A 16477-nucleotide genomic window follows, 5' to 3' on the forward strand; every position below is an offset into this window, starting at 1 on the left:
CCGTTCGGCGATCCTCCGCGTGGCCCGCTTCCCGTCCCGGAAGAGTTGCCGCTCTCGAGGCTGTTGGTGGAGTTGAACCCGCCCCTCAACGTCTTCGTATAGCGTCCGAGCGAATGGCTCTCGGCCCGTTGCGTCATTGTCACTGGTTCACGCGACTCGGCGGATGCGGTCCGGACGCCAACGCAAAGACTCGTCGCACCCGTCAACAAGACCGCCGCACATGTGAGGCTTCTTACGATATCACGCATGACTGATTCCTCTGTTTTAAGGCTTCACCCTTGTTCCACCGCGGGAACCTCGACGACGTTCCCCGGGGCTATTGATCTCGGCGGTCGCTTTGACCAACCACCGGCGGACGTCCGATCATGGAATCCGTCGCAAGCGATGGGCCCATCTAGATGTCAGCATAGAATACGTGCGGCACCGATCGTCATCTTTCAAGGACACCAAACTTAAATTCTTCTTTAATATTGCGAGCACGTCGATCGAGAAGATCCGAGTTCTGAGACAAGTCTCGCTATGGAGATTACTGTCTACACGAACTCATCGTATCAGCGCCTCAGCACCGACGACCTCGTCTTCGAACAGCCTCGTCTAGTTATAGCCGCGTTCCGCGTGGTGCGCGCCGGATTCTAAAGAAAAACTTAATATAACTTCCGGGCCGAAGCGGGTATGACGACGACATCAGGGCACCAGGCATGCTTCGGCGGGTCGCTGGAGGTTGCTGATGCCAGACCGGGCCACGCCCAGCGCTTTTCATATTCGAGGAAGATAGACGATCCATGCTCGCCATCGTCCGCGTCGCGTTGCAGCGTCCCTATACCTTCGTTGTTATGGCAGTGCTGATCCTGATCTTCGGCATCAAGGCCTGGACGACCACGCCGACCGACATCTTTCCGGACATCGGCATTCCCGTCGTCAGCGCCATCTGGAGCTACAACGGCCTGCCGCCGGAGGAGATGTCAGGACGCATCGTCTATTACTACGAGCGGACGCTGAGTTCCCAGGTCAACGACATCCAGCACATCGAGTCGCAGTCTCTGCCGGGCTATGGCGTTGTGAAGGTGTTCTTTCAGCCCAAGGTGAACATTAACACGGCGATCGCACAGATCACCGCGGCGTCGCAGACGGTGCTGAAATACCTTCCGCCAGGCATCACGCCACCGCAGATCCTCGTGTTCAACGCTTCGAGCGTGCCGATCCTGCAGCTGGCCCTATCGAGCAAGACGCTGTCGCAGTCGCAGCTCTCCGACTTCGGGCAGAACTTCATCCGGCCGCAGCTCGCGACGGTCGCGGGTGCCGCCGTGCCGTCGCCATACGGCGGCAAGATCCGCCAGGTCCAGGTCGACATCGACCCTGGCAAGCTCGAAGCCTACAAGATCTCGGCCCAGGACGTTGTCGGGGCGCTCGCCAACGAGAACCTCATTACGCCCGTCGGCACCGAGAAGATCGGCAAGTTCGAATACGTCGTCTCGCTCAATGACGCGCCGAAGGAGATCGCAAAGCTGAACGACCTGCCGATCAAGCAGGTCGACGGCGCGACAGTGTACATGCGCGACGTCGCCAACGTCCACGACGGCAGCCCACCGCAGACCAACATCGTCCGAGTCGATGGATCCCACGCCGTGTTGATGACGATCCTCAAGGCGGGATCGGCCTCGACGCTCGACGTGATCAACGGCGTCAAAGCGCTGTTGCCGAAGATCCGGGCGTCGCTGCCGCCGAGCCTCGAACTCACCACGGTCGGCGACCAGTCCGAGTTCGTCAACGATGCCGTCGCGGGCGTGCTGCGCGAAGGCGCGATCGCGGCGGCGCTCACCGGCCTGATGATCCTGATCTTCCTGGGCAGTTGGCGCTCGACGCTGATCATCACGGTGTCGATCCCGCTGGCGATCCTTTTTTCCGTGGCCGTGCTTTCGATGCTGGGTGAAACCATCAACGTGATGACCCTCGGCGGTCTCGCGCTGGCCGTCGGCATCCTCGTCGACGACGCGACGGTCACCATCGAGAACATCAATTATCATCTTGAGCAGGGCAAGGACATCGAGAGCGCGATCATGGACGGTGCGCGGCAGATCGTCGTGCCGGCAACAGTCTCGCTGCTTTGCATCTGCATCGTCTTCGTGCCGATGTTCGGCCTTGGCGGGATCGCCGGCTTTCTCTTCAAGCCGCTGGCCGAAGCGGTCATCTTCGCGCTGATCGGCTCCTACATCCTGTCGCGCACCCTGGTGCCGACGATGGCGAACTTCCTGCTCAAGAACGTGCATAGTCATGCCCATGACGAAGCGCTCCCGCCGACACGAAATCCGCTCGTCAGATTCCAGCGCGGCTTCGAGCATCGCTTCGAAGCGCTGCGTAATGGCTACCGCGGGCTCCTCGTCGGCGCACTCGGATCGAGCCGCGTCTTCGTTGTCGGATTCTTGGTCGCGGTATTCGTCTCGTTCGGGCTCGCGCCGTTCCTCGGCCAGAACTTCTTCCCGAACACCCAATCTGCGCAGATCAAGCTTCATGTCCGCGCCCAGACGGGCACGCGCATCGAAGAGACCGCCAGCCTCGTCGATCACATCGAGGATGCCGTCCGTGCGGTGCTTCCGCCTGGATCCATTGATACCGTGGTCGACAATATCGGCCTACCGATCAGCGGCATCAACGTGGCCTACGGCAACTCCGGGACGATCGGCGTCGACGATACTGACATCCTAATATCTTTGAAGCCGGAATATGCGAGCAGAACGGACGGTTTCGTCAACACCCTCCGGGAGCGGCTGCAGCGCCAGTTTCCGGGAACCGCGTTCTCATTCCTTCCCGCCGACATCGTCAGCCAGATCTTGAACTTCGGTCTTCCCGCGCCGATCGACGTGCAGGTCATCGGCAACAAGACCGATGAGAACCGGGCCTATGCCGAAAAGATCTTCAAACGCATCAGTCTGATCTCGGGCGTCGCCGATCCGCGGATCCAGCAGGTCTTCAACGCGCCGACGCTCAACGTCGATGTCGATCGCTCGATGGCGAGCGACATGGGGCTGACCGAGCGCGACGTCGCGACAAGCCTACAGGTGACGCTCGCCGGGAGCATCCAGACCTCGCCGACCTTCTGGCTCAATCCGAAGAATGGCGTGTCCTATCCGATCGTCGTGCAGGCGCCGCAATATTGGATCGACTCGCTCGGCAAGCTCGGCAACGTCCAGGTCTCCGGGAAGACCGGACCGAGGCCGTTAGGTGGTTTTTCGACGACCACCCGCACCACCACGGCCGCTGTCGTCTCGCACTACAATGTGCAGCCCGTCATCGACATCTACGGCACCACGCATGATCGCGACCTCGGTGCCGTGGCCGGCGACATCCAGAAAATCCTCGACGAGACCGCCAAGGAAGTGCCGACCGGGTCGACGGTCGTGTTGCGGGGGCAGATCACCACCATGACCGCAGCCTACAACCAGCTTTACGCCGGCTTGGCACTGGCCGTCGTGCTCATCTACCTGCTGGTCGTCGTGAATTTCCAGTCCTGGCTCGATCCGTTCGTCATCGTCAGCGCGCTGCCGGCGGCCATGGCGGGGATCGTATGGATGCTGTTCGTGACGCATACGACGTTATCGGTACCCGCCCTCACCGGCGCCATCATGTGCATGGGTGTCGCAACCGCCAACAGCATTCTCGTCATCAGCTTCGCACGCGAACGCCTCGCCGAAGGGGCGGATGCGCTGACGGCGGCGATCGATGCAGGCTTCACCCGTTTCCGACCGGTTCTCATGACGGCTCTCGCGATGATCATCGGCATGGCCCCGATGGCGCTCAGCGCCGAACAGAACGCGCCGCTCGGCCGCGCGGTCATCGGCGGTCTGATGTGCTCGACCATCGCAACGCTTCTGTTCGTGCCGGTCGTCTTCATGATGGTCCATTCGCGCGTGCAGAAATCGTCCGACGCGACGGATCCGCAGGCTTCCGCCAACAGTGCCGAAGCGGCAGCATCGCACCCATAACGAGGATTGAGTCATGTCGCCGATAGAAGGTCAAAAGCGATCCGGCAAGGTCTGGATACGCCTCCTCTTTACCGCGTTGGTCCTCGGAGGGGTTGCCGCCTACGGCATCGTTGATCGCGACCACAGCGAGGCGAAGCTCGCGCAATGGACGCATCAGCAGGCGGTCCCCAGCGTCGATCTCGTGACACCTAAGCATCCGACCGACGTCCAGCATCTGACCCTGCCAGCGGACGTCGAAGCCTTCTACACCGCTCCGATCCATGCCCGGGTCAGCGGCTATGTGAAGATGTGGTATTATGACATCGGCGCCAAGGTGAAGGCTGGCGACGTGTTGGCCCGCATCGATACGCCGGATCTCGACCAGCAGTTCGAGCAGGCGCGCGGCGAGCTCGCCAAGGCGCAGGCCGATCTCAACCTGGCGCAGCTGACGGCAGCGCGTTGGAAGGAGCTCCGCGTATCGCAGGCCGTATCGCAGCAGACCGCAGACGAGAAGACCGGCGACGCCCTGGCAAAGAAGGCGCAGGTCGACGCGGCGCAGGCCAATGTTGATCGTCTGAAAGCTCTGCAGAGCTTCAAGGATATCGCCGCGCCCTTCGACGGGGTCGTCACGGCGCGTCGCATCGACGTCGGTGCACTGGTGTCCTCGAGCAACGCCAGCCAGCCTGGCCTCTTCGACGTCGCCTCGGTGGAGAAGATGCGCGTCTACGTCCGCGTGCCGCAGGTCTATACCGCGAGCCTCAAGAAGGGCATGGTCGTTGCGCTGACCATGCCGCAGTATCCCGGACGGGCGTTCAAGGCGGTGCTGACGACGACCGCCGATGCCATCTCGCAGGAGTCACGCGCCCTGCTCGTCGAGCTCGATCTCGACAACAAGGACAAGCTGCTGTCGCCCGGTGCTTATGCACAGGCACGTTTCGATCTGCCTCTTGATGCCAAGAAGCTTGTGGTACCCTCCGGCGCAGTCATCTTCCGCAATGCGTCGCCCGAGGTCGCTGTGGTTGGTGACGATGACAAGGTCACGATGAAACCGATCGAGATCACGCTGGATACGGGTACGACGGTGGAAATCGCAGGTGGTCTGAGCCTCGCCGACAAGATCGTCGCAAGCCCAGCGGATTCCTTGGCCTCGGGTGATGCCGTACAGGTAGCGACGGTGGACGGAAAGAAGGCCGGCAAGTCGATTGGTGATCAGGCCTCCCGAGGTGCAGCGGAATGAAGCTCGTATCATGGGCCGGCGTCTTGATATCGGCGCTCGTCCTGTCGGCTTGCGATCTCGCGCCGACCTATGCACCGCCCAAGGTCGAACTTCCCGCGAAGTTCAAGGAGGACACCGTCTGGCATGTCGCGCATCCCAGCGACGACCTTCCGCGCGGCGCGTGGTGGACGGCGTTCAAGGACCCGACCCTCGATGCGCTCGAGCCGCAGATCGAGGAGGCCAACCAGAACCTCGCGAACGCGCTCGCCAATTATCAGCAGGCGCGCACCAACGTCGAGCAGGCACAGGCGGGCCTCTATCCCACGCTGGAGCAGGACACGACCGTCACCACCAACCGCCAGTCCGATCACCGGCCGTTACGGTCCGCCGACCAGCCGACACACTACGGCGCCAACACGCTCGATGTGCAGGCGAGCTACGAGGTCGATCTCTGGGGACGCGTCCGCGACACGATCAAGGCCAACGCCGACCAGGCCCAGGCCGAGGCGGCTGTCCTCGAGAGTGTGCGGCTCAGCCTCCATGCCGAACTCGCGCGCGACTATCTCAACCTCCGGGGCCTCGACCGCGAGGCTCGGCTGCTACGCGATACCGCCAAGGCCTACGGGGATGCCCTGACGCTGACGCAGAACCGACTGGCGGGCAAGATCGCCTCCCCGATCGACGTCGCACGTGCTCAGTCCCAGCTTGCAACGGCCCAGGCCTTGATCGACGACACCGCTGCGCGTCGTGCTCTACTCGAGCATGCGATCGCCACGCTGGTGGGTAAGCCCGCATCGTCGTTCACTCTGCCGGTCTCCTTGGCCCCGATCGCATCGCCGCGCCGACCTACCGCAGTGCCCTCGACGCTGCTGGAGCGCCGCCCCGATATCTCGGCGGCCGAGCGGGCAGTCGCGGCCGCGAACGAACAGATCGGGGTCGCCAAGGCAGCCTTCTATCCGCGCTTCTTCCTCAACCTGTCCGGCGGCACGCAGGACACCGGCTTCCACCTTCTCGACCTGAAAAATGAGCTGTTTTCCGTTGGTCCCTCGGTTAACTTGCCGATCTTCGATGGCGGAAGACGGACCGCGCAGCTCGAACTCGCCACCGCTATCCGCGACGGGGCCGTTGCGCAGTATCGCGGGCGCGTCCTGCAGGCGGTCCAGGAGGTCGAGGATGCTCTTGCGCTTGATCGTTTGCTCACGCTCGAAGCCAAGCATACGGCCGACGCCGAGGCCGCTGCGAGGAAGGTGCTGGATCTGTCGCTGACCCTCTACCGCGACGGTGCGACCACCTACCTCGACGTCGTCACCGCACAGACGACGGCACTCGACGCGGAACGCACCGGACTGCTTCTTGGCACGCGCCGCTCGCAGACCAGCGTCGCCTTGTTCCTTGCCCTTGGTGGCGGTTGGACGGTGCCGGTGCAGCTTGCGGAAACACCGGTGTCGACTGTCGATCTGGTCAAGCAATTGGGTCACTGACCCGGGAAGCAGATGCGATGACGGAGATCGAACAAGGCCCGATTACCCTGGACGTGGCTCTCGCTGGCGCGACCAGCTGCCTTGAGTGCAGATTCTGGGACCACAAGAAAGACCTGGAAGGGTTCTGCCGTCGATCAGCGCCCGCGCCGGCGGGTCGAGAGAATGAGATCACGCGCTGGCGGCAGACAAGGTCGGAGGACTGGTGTGGCGATGGCGAGATCGCAGTTGATCCCCTGCCGCGCATCCCCTGCGGAGCATGCCGCTTCTGGTTCCGACCGGAGCACGGCATCGATCCGCTGCAGCACGCGGGCCGATTCAGCGACTGGTGGCAGCACGCTGGCCTTTGCCGACGCCATTCGCCACAAGCCGATGCAGAGCTCGGCGGTCGCGGCTACTGGCGGACCACCCACGACGACGACCACTGCGGAGAGGCGACCGGAAAGTGACGCCGGCGTCCGTTATCACGGGCGGTCGGGACGTAACGCGAAGCCGACGCCACGCACGTTCCTGATCAGGGGCACTTCCCCTTCGGCATCGACCTTCCGGCGCAAGGTCCCCATGTGGACATCGACGACGTTCGTGGCGACCGAACCCTTGAAGTCCCAGGCGTCCTCAAGGATCATTAAGCGTGTGATGACCTGATCGGGGCGCCGCATTAAGTACTCGAGGAGGGTGAACTCGCGCGGCGCGAGCGCCACTGCTCGACCGCCGCGGCGCACCGTGCGCTTGACCACGTCCATCGTGAGGCTGCCGACGGACAAAACCGTGACCCGGTTATCGGTCGTGCGCCGAAGCAGCGATTCCACGCGCGCGATCAGTTCGCCCATGGCGAACGGCTTGACCAGGTAGTCGTCGCCGCCAGCCTTCAGTCCGGCAATCCGGTCATCCACCGAGACGAGCGAGGATATAACAACCACAGGCGTGGAGTTGCCTTCGCGCCTCAGGTGTTCGACGATCGCAATGCTGTCACTGTTGCCTACGAGCCGGTCAAGGATGAGGACGGGAGGCCGGGTAACAGCGGCAGCTCGTAATACCTCGTTCCTCGTTCTCAGGATCGTGACGCTGTAGCCTTGCTCGGCGAAGGCCCAAACGATCTCTTGAGCGAGCCCTTCATCATCCTCGTATAGGAAGATAGGCGGATTAGCCGGTCCGTTGTTCAAGGCACTCTCCACAGGAGCCTCGGCCATACACAACGACCTGCGGCTTGCGCGACCAGCTATTTCAACACGTACGGCTTCGTCGCCCGCGTCGCCAACATCTCCGGCAGGCTGGGCTTTCGGCCGTCGGGAAGGTACCCAACGACCTGCGCCGGAAAGAAACGCCAGGCGCGATCGGCTCGTCCAGGGCCATAGACGACGCGGCGCTTGTGCGCGCGCCTCAGATGGACCTCGACGCCGGCACCCTCCCCGATCGCCTTCGATGCGCCGTCTGCGGTCCCGTAACGTCCCAATTTGATGACTGTGTGGACGGGCACAGGGCTCCGGCCCTTGATCGCGCGCGACCTGTTGAAGCTCGGCTTGACGGTTGCCAGTTCGCGCTTCAGGCCGACGGTTTGCGGAAGTAGCATCGCCGCCAGGTAGGCGGCGAAACAGCGTTGCAGCGCCAACGGCCTGGCGTCATCCAGCATGGTAGCGGCTGCAGTTGCATCCGAGATCAGGAACCTTTCTGCACGAACCTCGTACTGAAGGTCGGGCTGCGGGGGAGCCAGGTTCTCGGTATCCTCCAAAGCGCCGGGAGGCAGCTCCACGTAGAATTCGACACTGCATGGGAAGGCGATCGCGTAGTCTTCGCCCTCGTCCTTCCCACGGTAGGCCAAGGCCGAGCAGAGCCAGCATGTCCGGCCGGAAGGCCTTTCCGCTACCCTTATAAGGACACTGTACGTCGCGAGGTTGGCCGGAAATTCGACGACGCAGGCAGGAAACGGCAACTGCAGGACGCCGCATGCCAACATGTCCCCGATGGACATCATCGCCTGGTCGGTGGCCAGCAAGCCCATCACCGCCGGGTCGACCACGAACCGCGGTATCTCTCCCATGAACCCAACCATGTCCTTAAGGATGCCGAAGTCGAACCGCTCGTCATCCAACGCACCCAAGGAGTCGTATCGCTCCGTGGAGGGCGCGAGGACCTTGACCCGTCCGGCATGCACGGCGTCCTGGAGTTGATGCCAGCGCGTCGCTATCAACTTAGTCTCTGCCCGCCGGTATCAAAGACGCCTGCCTTCAAATGACGCGTGGAAGCGAAGGCACCACCCCCCTCGCGATGCAACCCGTACGAAGAGAGCTTCATTTCATCGGACATCGATTAGAACAACCATCGGAAGTCTTTGCAAAGCCAATATCCGGAATGCGGCCATTCCGATATTAAGTTTTTCTTTAATATCCATTAGTTCAAACGTGTGAGATGCAGATGAACACTTGATCGAATCATGATGATTGCGCTACGGCGGACAACAGTGTTGTAGGACTCCAGCCGGTACTACATGTCAGTGGCATCCGCCGCGAGCTGGCGCTTGAACCGGCCGCAGCATATTCTCATGGCGTCCCTGATGCGCTGGTCGGCTGGTTAAAGGAGTACAAATGGTGCCGCGTTCCCCACGCCTCTCGTTAACGATCGTTCTGGGTCTTCTCAGTCAAGGCGCATTGGCTGGAACCGTACGGCTCAAGACGAGCCAGGACTGCAGATCAGAATACGCGGCGAGCGCGAAGGCCCTGGAAAGCATTGGCATGTCCCGTACCGCCTTCCTGTCGACTTGTCTTCAGACGCCCGCTGGCGTCTCCACGGACGCAACGGTCGCGAAGCCCTTCGTGGTCGAGGCGCCTCCTGAGTTCCCTGCTGCATCGGGCTACAAATCGGGATATCGGTACACGCCAGCTTACCTGTCCTCCCCGCAGTTGACGGCGCCTCTAGGGCGCTAACGCCCTCCTTCGGAGACGACAGGTCCACCGAGGTCGATCTCGTCGCCCCTAAGAACGGCCTTAAGGCCGCCCACGCTTGGGCCTTGAAGCTCACTCTGGGTCAGGGAAACGGTCAATACTTCGAAGATTCTGTACGGTTGGCCTTATCCGTTCAGGCCGCGGTCGCCGTATCTTATGTGAAGACATCAGTTGCGTCCGCCGACTGGTCCGCCCGTGGCGGTGCCGCATCGGCGAGCGCCGGTCCCATAGGATACGCCGTCGCAGCGTCCGTTCGCGGCGACGCCCGGTTCACGATGCACACGAGGATATGCCCTTTCGTACGCGTCGCCTGCATTGAGGTAATCCGGTGTCGCAGCCCTTGTCGCATGACTGCAGATGCAGGCGCCGACAATAACGCACACGACTTGGAGCCTGATCATCAGAACACCTTTAAACAAATGGCAAGCAACGGTTACAAAAAGCGGTCGTCTTGGCAATTAAAGATTTCCTTAAGCAATGTTCATCGTACAGGCTTCAGATGCTTGAGGCCCTGGCGCACTCCCATGGCTAAGCCCAAACATTTCGGCTGCCTCCCCGATCTGGTTGGCCAAACGGCAGGGGATGGAATCGTGCCGGCGAGGTCAGCGAACGCCGAACCGCGATCCGAAAGTGCCCGATGCCAAGCCAGGCAGACGCTCCTCACTCTCCTTCGCGCAGCCGAAGCCGAAACGGTGAAGGCCCTATACCCTAGCCAACCGATGCTTTGATCCGCAACGTTCAGCGTCCAATATGGCTCGTTCTGTCCCAAGACCCCTCGTTGCGCCACCGTCGATCCGGTCCTCGATTCCGATGACGCGTCGGGCGCGACGCCCATAGTCCCATGGGCGCATTCCCTGCCCACGCCGTCGGCGTCCAGACAGTGTGGAAAGGCATCATTCGATCGTCTATTTCCGGCGGAACGCCGCCTTCGTCCTCGACATCTTCCTTCATACTTAAAAGTGGCTGACAAGAAGCCGTCTTCCGCGATTGACCTTGATGTCCCCTAGAGCAACATCCAGGCGGGTCGCCCTCGGCGTTAGAAGGCGCAGCCCCAAGCCGCCGACCGACGACGCGCTCGCCGGAGCGGCCTGGGGCAAGTCCTCTTGATGACCAGGGCGCTCCAGCACCTCGCGCGGAGTCACAGGTGGGACGACAGTCCATGAACCGTTGGCCGAAAGCAGCCTTATGTGACCTGGGTCACCGACCTGGGCGAACAAGTCTGCCCATATCGACGCAACGAGAAAACACCGGAGGATCGACCATGTTCAGACCGCTCGCCGCGGCCATCGCCATCGCATGTTCCGGCGCGCCCGTCCTAGCGGAGAGCGCCGCCAACCCTGACACCCCTGCCAACGTGACCGTCGAGCAGATCAAGGAGGCGCTTGCCGCGGCGAAGCCTGGTCACCCCGCCGATCTGGCGGGCAAGTCGATGCGCAACCTCGACCTGGCGAAGCTCGATTTCACGGGCGCCGATCTCCACGGTTCCAACCTCTTCGGCGCGAAGCTCGCGGGCGCCAACCTGACGCGCGCAAACCTCGCCGGCGCCAATCTCAACCTGTCGTGGCTGATCGGCGCCAACTTCACCGACGCAGACCTGACCGATGCCAGCGTCGTGGCTCCGGTCGTCGCGCAGGGCCTCAACGCTGCCGCCGGCGAGATCCCGATCTTCAAGGGTGCGAAGCTGACTGGCGCCCGCGTGCAGGCCCGCTTCACGGGTGGCTCGCTGAAGGGCGCAAAGTTCTCCGGTGGCGACCTCTCGGCCCATCTGAGGAACCAGTCGATGGGGCTGATGCACACCGAGATGGGAAGCGCGGATCTCGAAGGCGCAGACTTCTCGGATGCCAACATGGGTCACGTAGACCTGAGCTTCGCCAACGTCAGGGGCGCGAACTTCAAGGACGCGGACCTGTCCCGCGCCGACCTGACCGGCGCCGACGCCAGCGGCGCCGACTTCACCGGAGCGAACCTGCAGGGCACGGAGATGGCCGATGCTAAGCTTGTCGGAGCGACGGGGCTCGCGACCGCGAAGAACATAGGGGAGGCAAGGGGCTACAAGCCGCCGCGGCCCTAAGGCTCGATGCGATCGACGGGAGATGGGCTCGGCGTCGCCGTCAGCCCACGGCGCCGCTGGGCAAGCACGCCAGCGATGACGGTAAAATGCTACTGCGACCGACGCGAGGCCAGCGCGGCTCGGTCGAGGATGCGGATCTGCCCACGGCCGTTGCGGACCCAGCCGTTACGTTCCCAGTCGCCAAGATGGCGGCTGACGATCTCGCGCACGCTGCCGATGTCCAATGCCAGCTGGTGATGGGTCCGGGCCACCATCGGCGTCTCGCCGGCTTCCACCAGAAGGCGACGGGCGAGGCGCTGCTCGACGGTCGCGAAGGCGACATCGTCGACGAACGAGAGCATCGTGCCCAGAAGCTTCGTGTAGTCCGCGATTACGAAGTCTCGGAACGCCGGGATGTCCGCCATGAACCGGTGGAACCACACCGAAGGGATCGCGGCGAGTTCGGTACGCGTCTCCGCGACGCTTTCAGCGGGAAAATCGGTGCGCGACAGCAGGCACTGCGTGGTCAGCACGCATGTGCCCCCCTCCTCGACCTTGTAGAGCAGGATCTCTCGGCCGCCCGCGTTCATCTTGGTGATGCGCGTACGCCCCTCGATGCACATCAGGTAGTTCTCGCAGGCTCCGCCCTGCTCGTAGGCGACCTGCCCGGCGTCGAGAACGGGGAAGCGGACGACCTGCGAAATGCGCGCGAACTCGGCGTCTGGCATCGCGGCGACCGGTGGAAAGCGCTTCCGCCAGGTCTCGATCTTGAGGCTCTCCATGACGTTGCGATCGTCTCCCACGATGGCAACCACGTCTGTGACTCCAAAGCGTTGCCTGCCGCTGTCTTAAACGATGTCGAGCGGCGAAAGAAGCTCCGGGCGGGAGAGGAAAACATGGATCGGCCCAGATCACTCCTCGTCTTCGAAAAACGGGATCAGTCGCTCCATCAGCTCCAGATCGAACGAACGGTCCTGCCTGAAGCTCGCCGGAAACCTGGGGCCCCTCACGTCTCGATCCGCAGAAGCGAACTTTCGCGTCTCGCGATACAATCCGTGAAGACCGAAGGCGATGGACGCTCCGACGACCCTCCACTCGTGCGCCATCAGCCCCGATGTCAAGGTGACCGAGGCGAAGGTGCGAGGATGGAGCTGCCACTCCGGGTCGGCGGGAAGGAGACCGTCGGCGAAGGCGGCCGCATCGGGCAGCGGCGCAAGGGTCTTCGCGCGCACGGCCTCGAGCACACACGATAGGACCGTGCCAAAGTGCGTCGCGGGAGCAAGGCGTGCGGTCGGCAGCCCCTCGAAGAAGGTCTTCTTGAGCGAGGTGAGCGGACGATCGCGCCTGACCGTCAGATCGACGTCGATCGGGTCCACCGCCCGCGTCGTCGGGAAGTCGGCGAAGAAACCATGCCTCAACATGTGACGGTAGGGTTCGTTCTCCACCGGCGCGGCACCTTCCTGCGGAACGCGCTCGAATGACGATGGCGCGAGGAGGAAGGCGTCGCGGAGCGCCTTGTCGGCGGTCCGCGCATCGTCGCTGGCGAGGCAGGCGACCAGCAGACGCATCGCCGCATCGAGGCCATGGCTGACGGCGCTCCTGCCTCTGCCGCCGGATGGAAGGTACCCGGCCTCTCGGATGACGCGGAACCGCGTCGCAACCGCCGCCGGCGCCATCCCTGACACCTCGGCCACGATTTCTATGAGGCCCCTTGAAGTCGGCACGGACGAATCCTCCCGGGCCCGTTTACCACGATTCGCCTCCGAAAAATCATGTGTTGAAAGTTCACATGGAATGATCCATATGAATGTTATTCACGTGGTAACTCGCGTTTGGATGCCTGCTGGCCCCACTGATCGCCGCTCGTCTCCTCGCGCAGCAACCGATCGAAACGGCCAAGTTGATGATCAAAGCGGACCAACGTTCCATGTGCGAGCAGTGCTGCTCGTGCCATCCGGTATTCCCGAGTGAGCGGCAGCTGCTCGAGGTGATGTTCGGGCGCGACCCGCTGCGCCACGGCGCCGCCCTGCTGCGCCACCTCGAACGCGACGGCTTCCCCGCGGGGCATGCCAGGTTCGGTTCGCGGCGCTACCTCCCGGCGGTGCTGCAGTGGTGCGCCGCCTACGAAGGGGGCGCCCTATCGCCGACCGCCCGAGGCGTCGCCATCCGCGGCACGCCGGCCGACGGCCCGGAGCGCTTCTGATGGTCTCGCGGCCGCGCCTCTCTACGCTGGTCGTCTCGGGGGTGACGCTGAGGCTCGAGGCCCCCGGTCTCAAACGTATCAAGCGCTCGCGCGGGCACGACCTTTACTGGGCCGCCAGCCAGGAGGCCGTGCGAGGCGGGTTCCGGCCGCGCACGCTGCGGTTCGACACGCCGACGAACTTGATCGAGGCGGAAGACATCGCTGCCCGGTGTCGGGACGCGCGGCGCCAGGAGATCGATTGGCACGTTGCCGGGCAGATCCTGGCACCCGCCGACTACAACGGGACGGTCGGATCGCTGTTCGTCTTCTATCAGACCCATCCCGACTCGCCCTACCAGGACATCGCGGCCACCTCGCGTGAAACCTACGACGGCCAGATCAAGGTCGTGCAGCAGAGCATCGGTGCGCGGCGGCTGGACGCCATCGTCCCCCTCGACGCGCGCCGCTGGTTTAAGGGCTGGCGGTCTCCCGGCGAGGGCGGCACCGACCGGCTCCGCCGCGCCCAGGGCTGCATCCAGATGCTCCGCGTCGCACTGTCGTTCGGCGTGAGTGCGGGCCTGCCGCAATGCAAGCGTCTTCTCGAAGGCCTCGCCGAAATGCGCTTCCCGCAGCCAGCGGCGCGCGAGACGACGATGAGCATCGATCAAGCCGAGCGCTTCATCGACGTCGCCCTCGAGAAGGACGAGATCCGCCTCGCGCTCGGCTTCGCCGCGCAGTTCGAGCTCGCCCTTCGGCAGGCCGACGTCATCGGCCAATGGAAGAAAACCAAGGCCGACCAAGCGCCATCGCCTTCCGACGTCGTCCGGGGCGACGCGGTGTGGTCGGGGCTCCGGTTCGAAAACATCAACGAGAGGGGGGTGCTGCACGTCAGGTCGAGCAAAACGAAGACGGCCACGGTCTACGACCTCGCAGCCTATCCCCTCGTCCAACGCTGCCTGGCGCATGTCCAAGTCGACGAACGCCGCGGCCCGCTCGTGGTGCGCCGCGACGGCCAACCCTTCGACCGCTGGGAATACGCGTCGCGGTGGCGCGAGCTGGCGACCGAAGCGGGCATTCCCGCCGAGGTGTGGAACCGCGACGTCAGGGCCTCGGGGCTTACGGAAGGGCGAGCCGCCGGCGCCACAATCGAGGATGTCGCAAAACTCGGCGGTCACCGGTCCGTGTTGACGACCTCCAGAATCTACGACCGCGCGACGCTCGAAGCGACGTCGCGCGTGCAGGAGCTGCGCGTCGAATCCAGGAAGAAAAGGAAGAAGTGATGGCCCCTTTCCGCACCCTGCGCGCCAGGCCCGATTTCGCCCAAGCGGCCCCCGAGCCCGCCGCGGAAGCCCTCGGCGGGCGGCTCATGTTGCCGCCGATGGTCCGCAAGGTCGCCGTCCTCAAGACACTTCTGACGGGCGGCTGGTATTCGAACGACCCCGTCGTCGACGCCGGCTTCCGCGCGACGCTGGTGCTGGTGGCCCAGTGCGGTGCGCCGATGCGCACGATCTGCCAGCTGCGCCGGCGGCATTGGCGGCCCCTCGGGCGTCCCGTCGTCGATCTCGATCCGGGTCATTACGCCGAGGGCTCGAGCAAGTCGCGCCTCGTCGCATTGACCGAGACGGCCGACCTGATCGTCGCCGATCATCTGCGCCTGTCGCCCGTCGATGGTCCCGATGACTACCTCTTTCCAGCCAAGGACGGCGGCCAGCGCAGCGACCGCAATGCCATCGGCGCCCTCAAGCGCGCGCTAGACCATCTCGGCTGCCCGGACGCGTTGGCGCTGGGCGACGCCTTGGAGATCTTCCGGACGGCGCTGCTCGCGCCGGCGCGCAACGACGGTCTGCCGCAATACCTGATCGGCGAGGACCGCTGGGCCTACGTCGCCTCGCTCTACGGACTCGAGGCGCCCCCGGACGATGTCGCCCGCGCCTTCCTGCAGCAGACGCTTCCGCTCGCACGGCCGTGGCCGACCCTGCTGCGCCGGATGCGGGACGACAAGAAGTGGTCGATCACCCCGCCCAAGAGGAGAGCCAGATGACCCATGGCCCGGACCGGATCCCGTACGACGAGATCCTCCTTTCCTACCTCGAGGGGCGCAAGCCGCTCGAAGGCGCCGCGGCCGCATCGATCGCGACCTACGTCACGAGTACGCACATCGTCCGGCGCCTGCGCACGGCGCTCTGCGGGCTCTACCTGTCCGACACCTTCGATTACCGCGAGCTCCGCTCCAACACTGAGAGCGACTGGGCGCCGACGCCATCGGACAAGACGCTCGGCGCGGAGCTGACGGTGTTGCGGGAAGCCTGCAGGGCGTTCTGCGCGACGCACGGCCTGCGCCACGTGCCGCTCTTCAACATTCCAGCGCGCGGCGTTCCAGCATCGCGCGGTCTGGAACGGGAATAGACAGCCGCGACGGCCGCATGGCGGCCGTCGGAAGCGGCCTCATCCACCCAGATCCTTCGACGAGCCACCTGCCCATCCCCGGCCGATCGAAGGCGCCGCATGGCGCTGCACGACCCACCCCCACACCTTGAAATGGAGGCACGCATGACCCGCAAGAGACCGACTTCCGACGGCTCCGTCCTCACCGAGACGCAGCTCGGGGCGTTGATCCGGCACTTCGACGAGAAGGACGGGATCGGGCTTCGCG

13 protein-coding genes are annotated in these 16477 nt (G+C 63.8%); 9 read left to right on the forward strand and 4 right to left on the reverse strand.

The annotated features are described in order from the left end of the window. Positions 1–782 precede the first annotated feature (782 nt). The 4 genes from GSQ79_RS22105 to GSQ79_RS22120 are packed head-to-tail and all read left to right on the forward strand — an operon-like array spanning position 783 to position 7102. The gene (locus tag GSQ79_RS22105) at positions 783–3980 is read left to right on the forward strand and encodes an efflux RND transporter permease subunit (protein ID WP_158810940.1); all 3198 of its coding nucleotides are present in this window, start codon (positions 783–785) and stop codon (positions 3978–3980) included. A gap of 13 nt (positions 3981–3993) precedes the next feature. Then, positions 3994–5196, forward strand: coding sequence for an efflux RND transporter periplasmic adaptor subunit (locus GSQ79_RS22110; protein ID WP_158810941.1), 1203 nt, complete (start codon positions 3994–3996; stop codon positions 5194–5196). After that, the gene (locus GSQ79_RS22115) at positions 5193–6656 is read left to right on the forward strand and encodes an efflux transporter outer membrane subunit (protein WP_158810942.1); all 1464 of its coding nucleotides are present in this window, start codon (positions 5193–5195) and stop codon (positions 6654–6656) included. Before GSQ79_RS22110 ends, GSQ79_RS22115 begins: the two co-directional genes overlap by 4 nt. A gap of 17 nt (positions 6657–6673) precedes the next feature. Then, positions 6674–7102, forward strand: coding sequence for a hypothetical protein (locus GSQ79_RS22120; protein ID WP_158810943.1), 429 nt, complete (start codon positions 6674–6676; stop codon positions 7100–7102). Positions 7103–7117: 15 nt separating this feature from the next. On the opposite strand, the gene GSQ79_RS22125 is transcribed toward GSQ79_RS22120, so the two are convergent. Together GSQ79_RS22125 and GSQ79_RS22130 are read right to left on the reverse strand one after the other, a co-directional pair. Next, positions 7118–7816, reverse strand: a complete 699-nt coding sequence (locus GSQ79_RS22125) for a response regulator transcription factor (protein ID WP_246725499.1) — start codon at positions 7814–7816, stop codon at positions 7118–7120. 56 nt (positions 7817–7872) lie between these two features. After that, positions 7873–8841 carry a hypothetical protein gene (locus GSQ79_RS22130; protein WP_158810945.1) on the reverse strand — a complete coding sequence of 323 codons (969 nt, stop codon included), beginning with the start codon at positions 8839–8841 and terminating at the stop codon, positions 7873–7875. 2012 nt (positions 8842–10853) lie between these two features. Here GSQ79_RS22130 and GSQ79_RS22135 point away from each other — a divergent pair. After that, entirely contained in the window at positions 10854–11663 is an 810-nt protein-coding gene (locus GSQ79_RS22135) for a pentapeptide repeat-containing protein (RefSeq protein WP_158810946.1), read from the forward strand. A gap of 89 nt (positions 11664–11752) precedes the next feature. Here GSQ79_RS22135 and GSQ79_RS22140 read toward each other — a convergent pair whose 3' ends face one another. Further along, positions 11753–12457, reverse strand: a complete 705-nt coding sequence (locus tag GSQ79_RS22140) for a Crp/Fnr family transcriptional regulator (RefSeq protein WP_246725500.1) — start codon at positions 12455–12457, stop codon at positions 11753–11755. Positions 12458–12553: 96 nt separating this feature from the next. After that, the gene (locus GSQ79_RS22145; RefSeq protein WP_158810947.1) at positions 12554–13366 is read right to left on the reverse strand and encodes a hypothetical protein; all 813 of its coding nucleotides are present in this window, start codon (positions 13364–13366) and stop codon (positions 12554–12556) included. Positions 13367–13545: 179 nt separating this feature from the next. Here GSQ79_RS22145 and GSQ79_RS22150 point away from each other — a divergent pair, with 179 nt between their 5' ends. The 4 genes from GSQ79_RS22150 to GSQ79_RS22165 are packed head-to-tail and all read left to right on the forward strand — an operon-like array spanning position 13546 to position 16230. Then, on the forward strand, positions 13546–13845 hold the full coding sequence (locus GSQ79_RS22150; protein WP_158810948.1) for a hypothetical protein: 300 nt from the start codon (positions 13546–13548) through the stop codon (positions 13843–13845). Further along, positions 13845–15104, forward strand: a complete 1260-nt coding sequence (locus GSQ79_RS22155) for a tyrosine-type recombinase/integrase (protein WP_158810949.1) — start codon at positions 13845–13847, stop codon at positions 15102–15104. Before GSQ79_RS22150 ends, GSQ79_RS22155 begins: the two co-directional genes overlap by 1 nt. Further along, positions 15104–15865, forward strand: a complete 762-nt coding sequence (locus GSQ79_RS22160; RefSeq protein ID WP_158810950.1) for a hypothetical protein — start codon at positions 15104–15106, stop codon at positions 15863–15865. Before GSQ79_RS22155 ends, GSQ79_RS22160 begins: the two co-directional genes overlap by 1 nt. Beyond that, positions 15862–16230 carry a hypothetical protein gene (locus GSQ79_RS22165; protein ID WP_158810951.1) on the forward strand — a complete coding sequence of 123 codons (369 nt, stop codon included), beginning with the start codon at positions 15862–15864 and terminating at the stop codon, positions 16228–16230. The genes GSQ79_RS22160 and GSQ79_RS22165 overlap by 4 nt, the downstream gene beginning before the upstream one ends. Positions 16231–16477 lie beyond the last annotated feature (247 nt).

The organism is Beijerinckia sp. L45, from assembly GCF_009765775.1.
Classification (GTDB): domain Bacteria; phylum Pseudomonadota; class Alphaproteobacteria; order Rhizobiales; family Beijerinckiaceae; genus RH-AL1.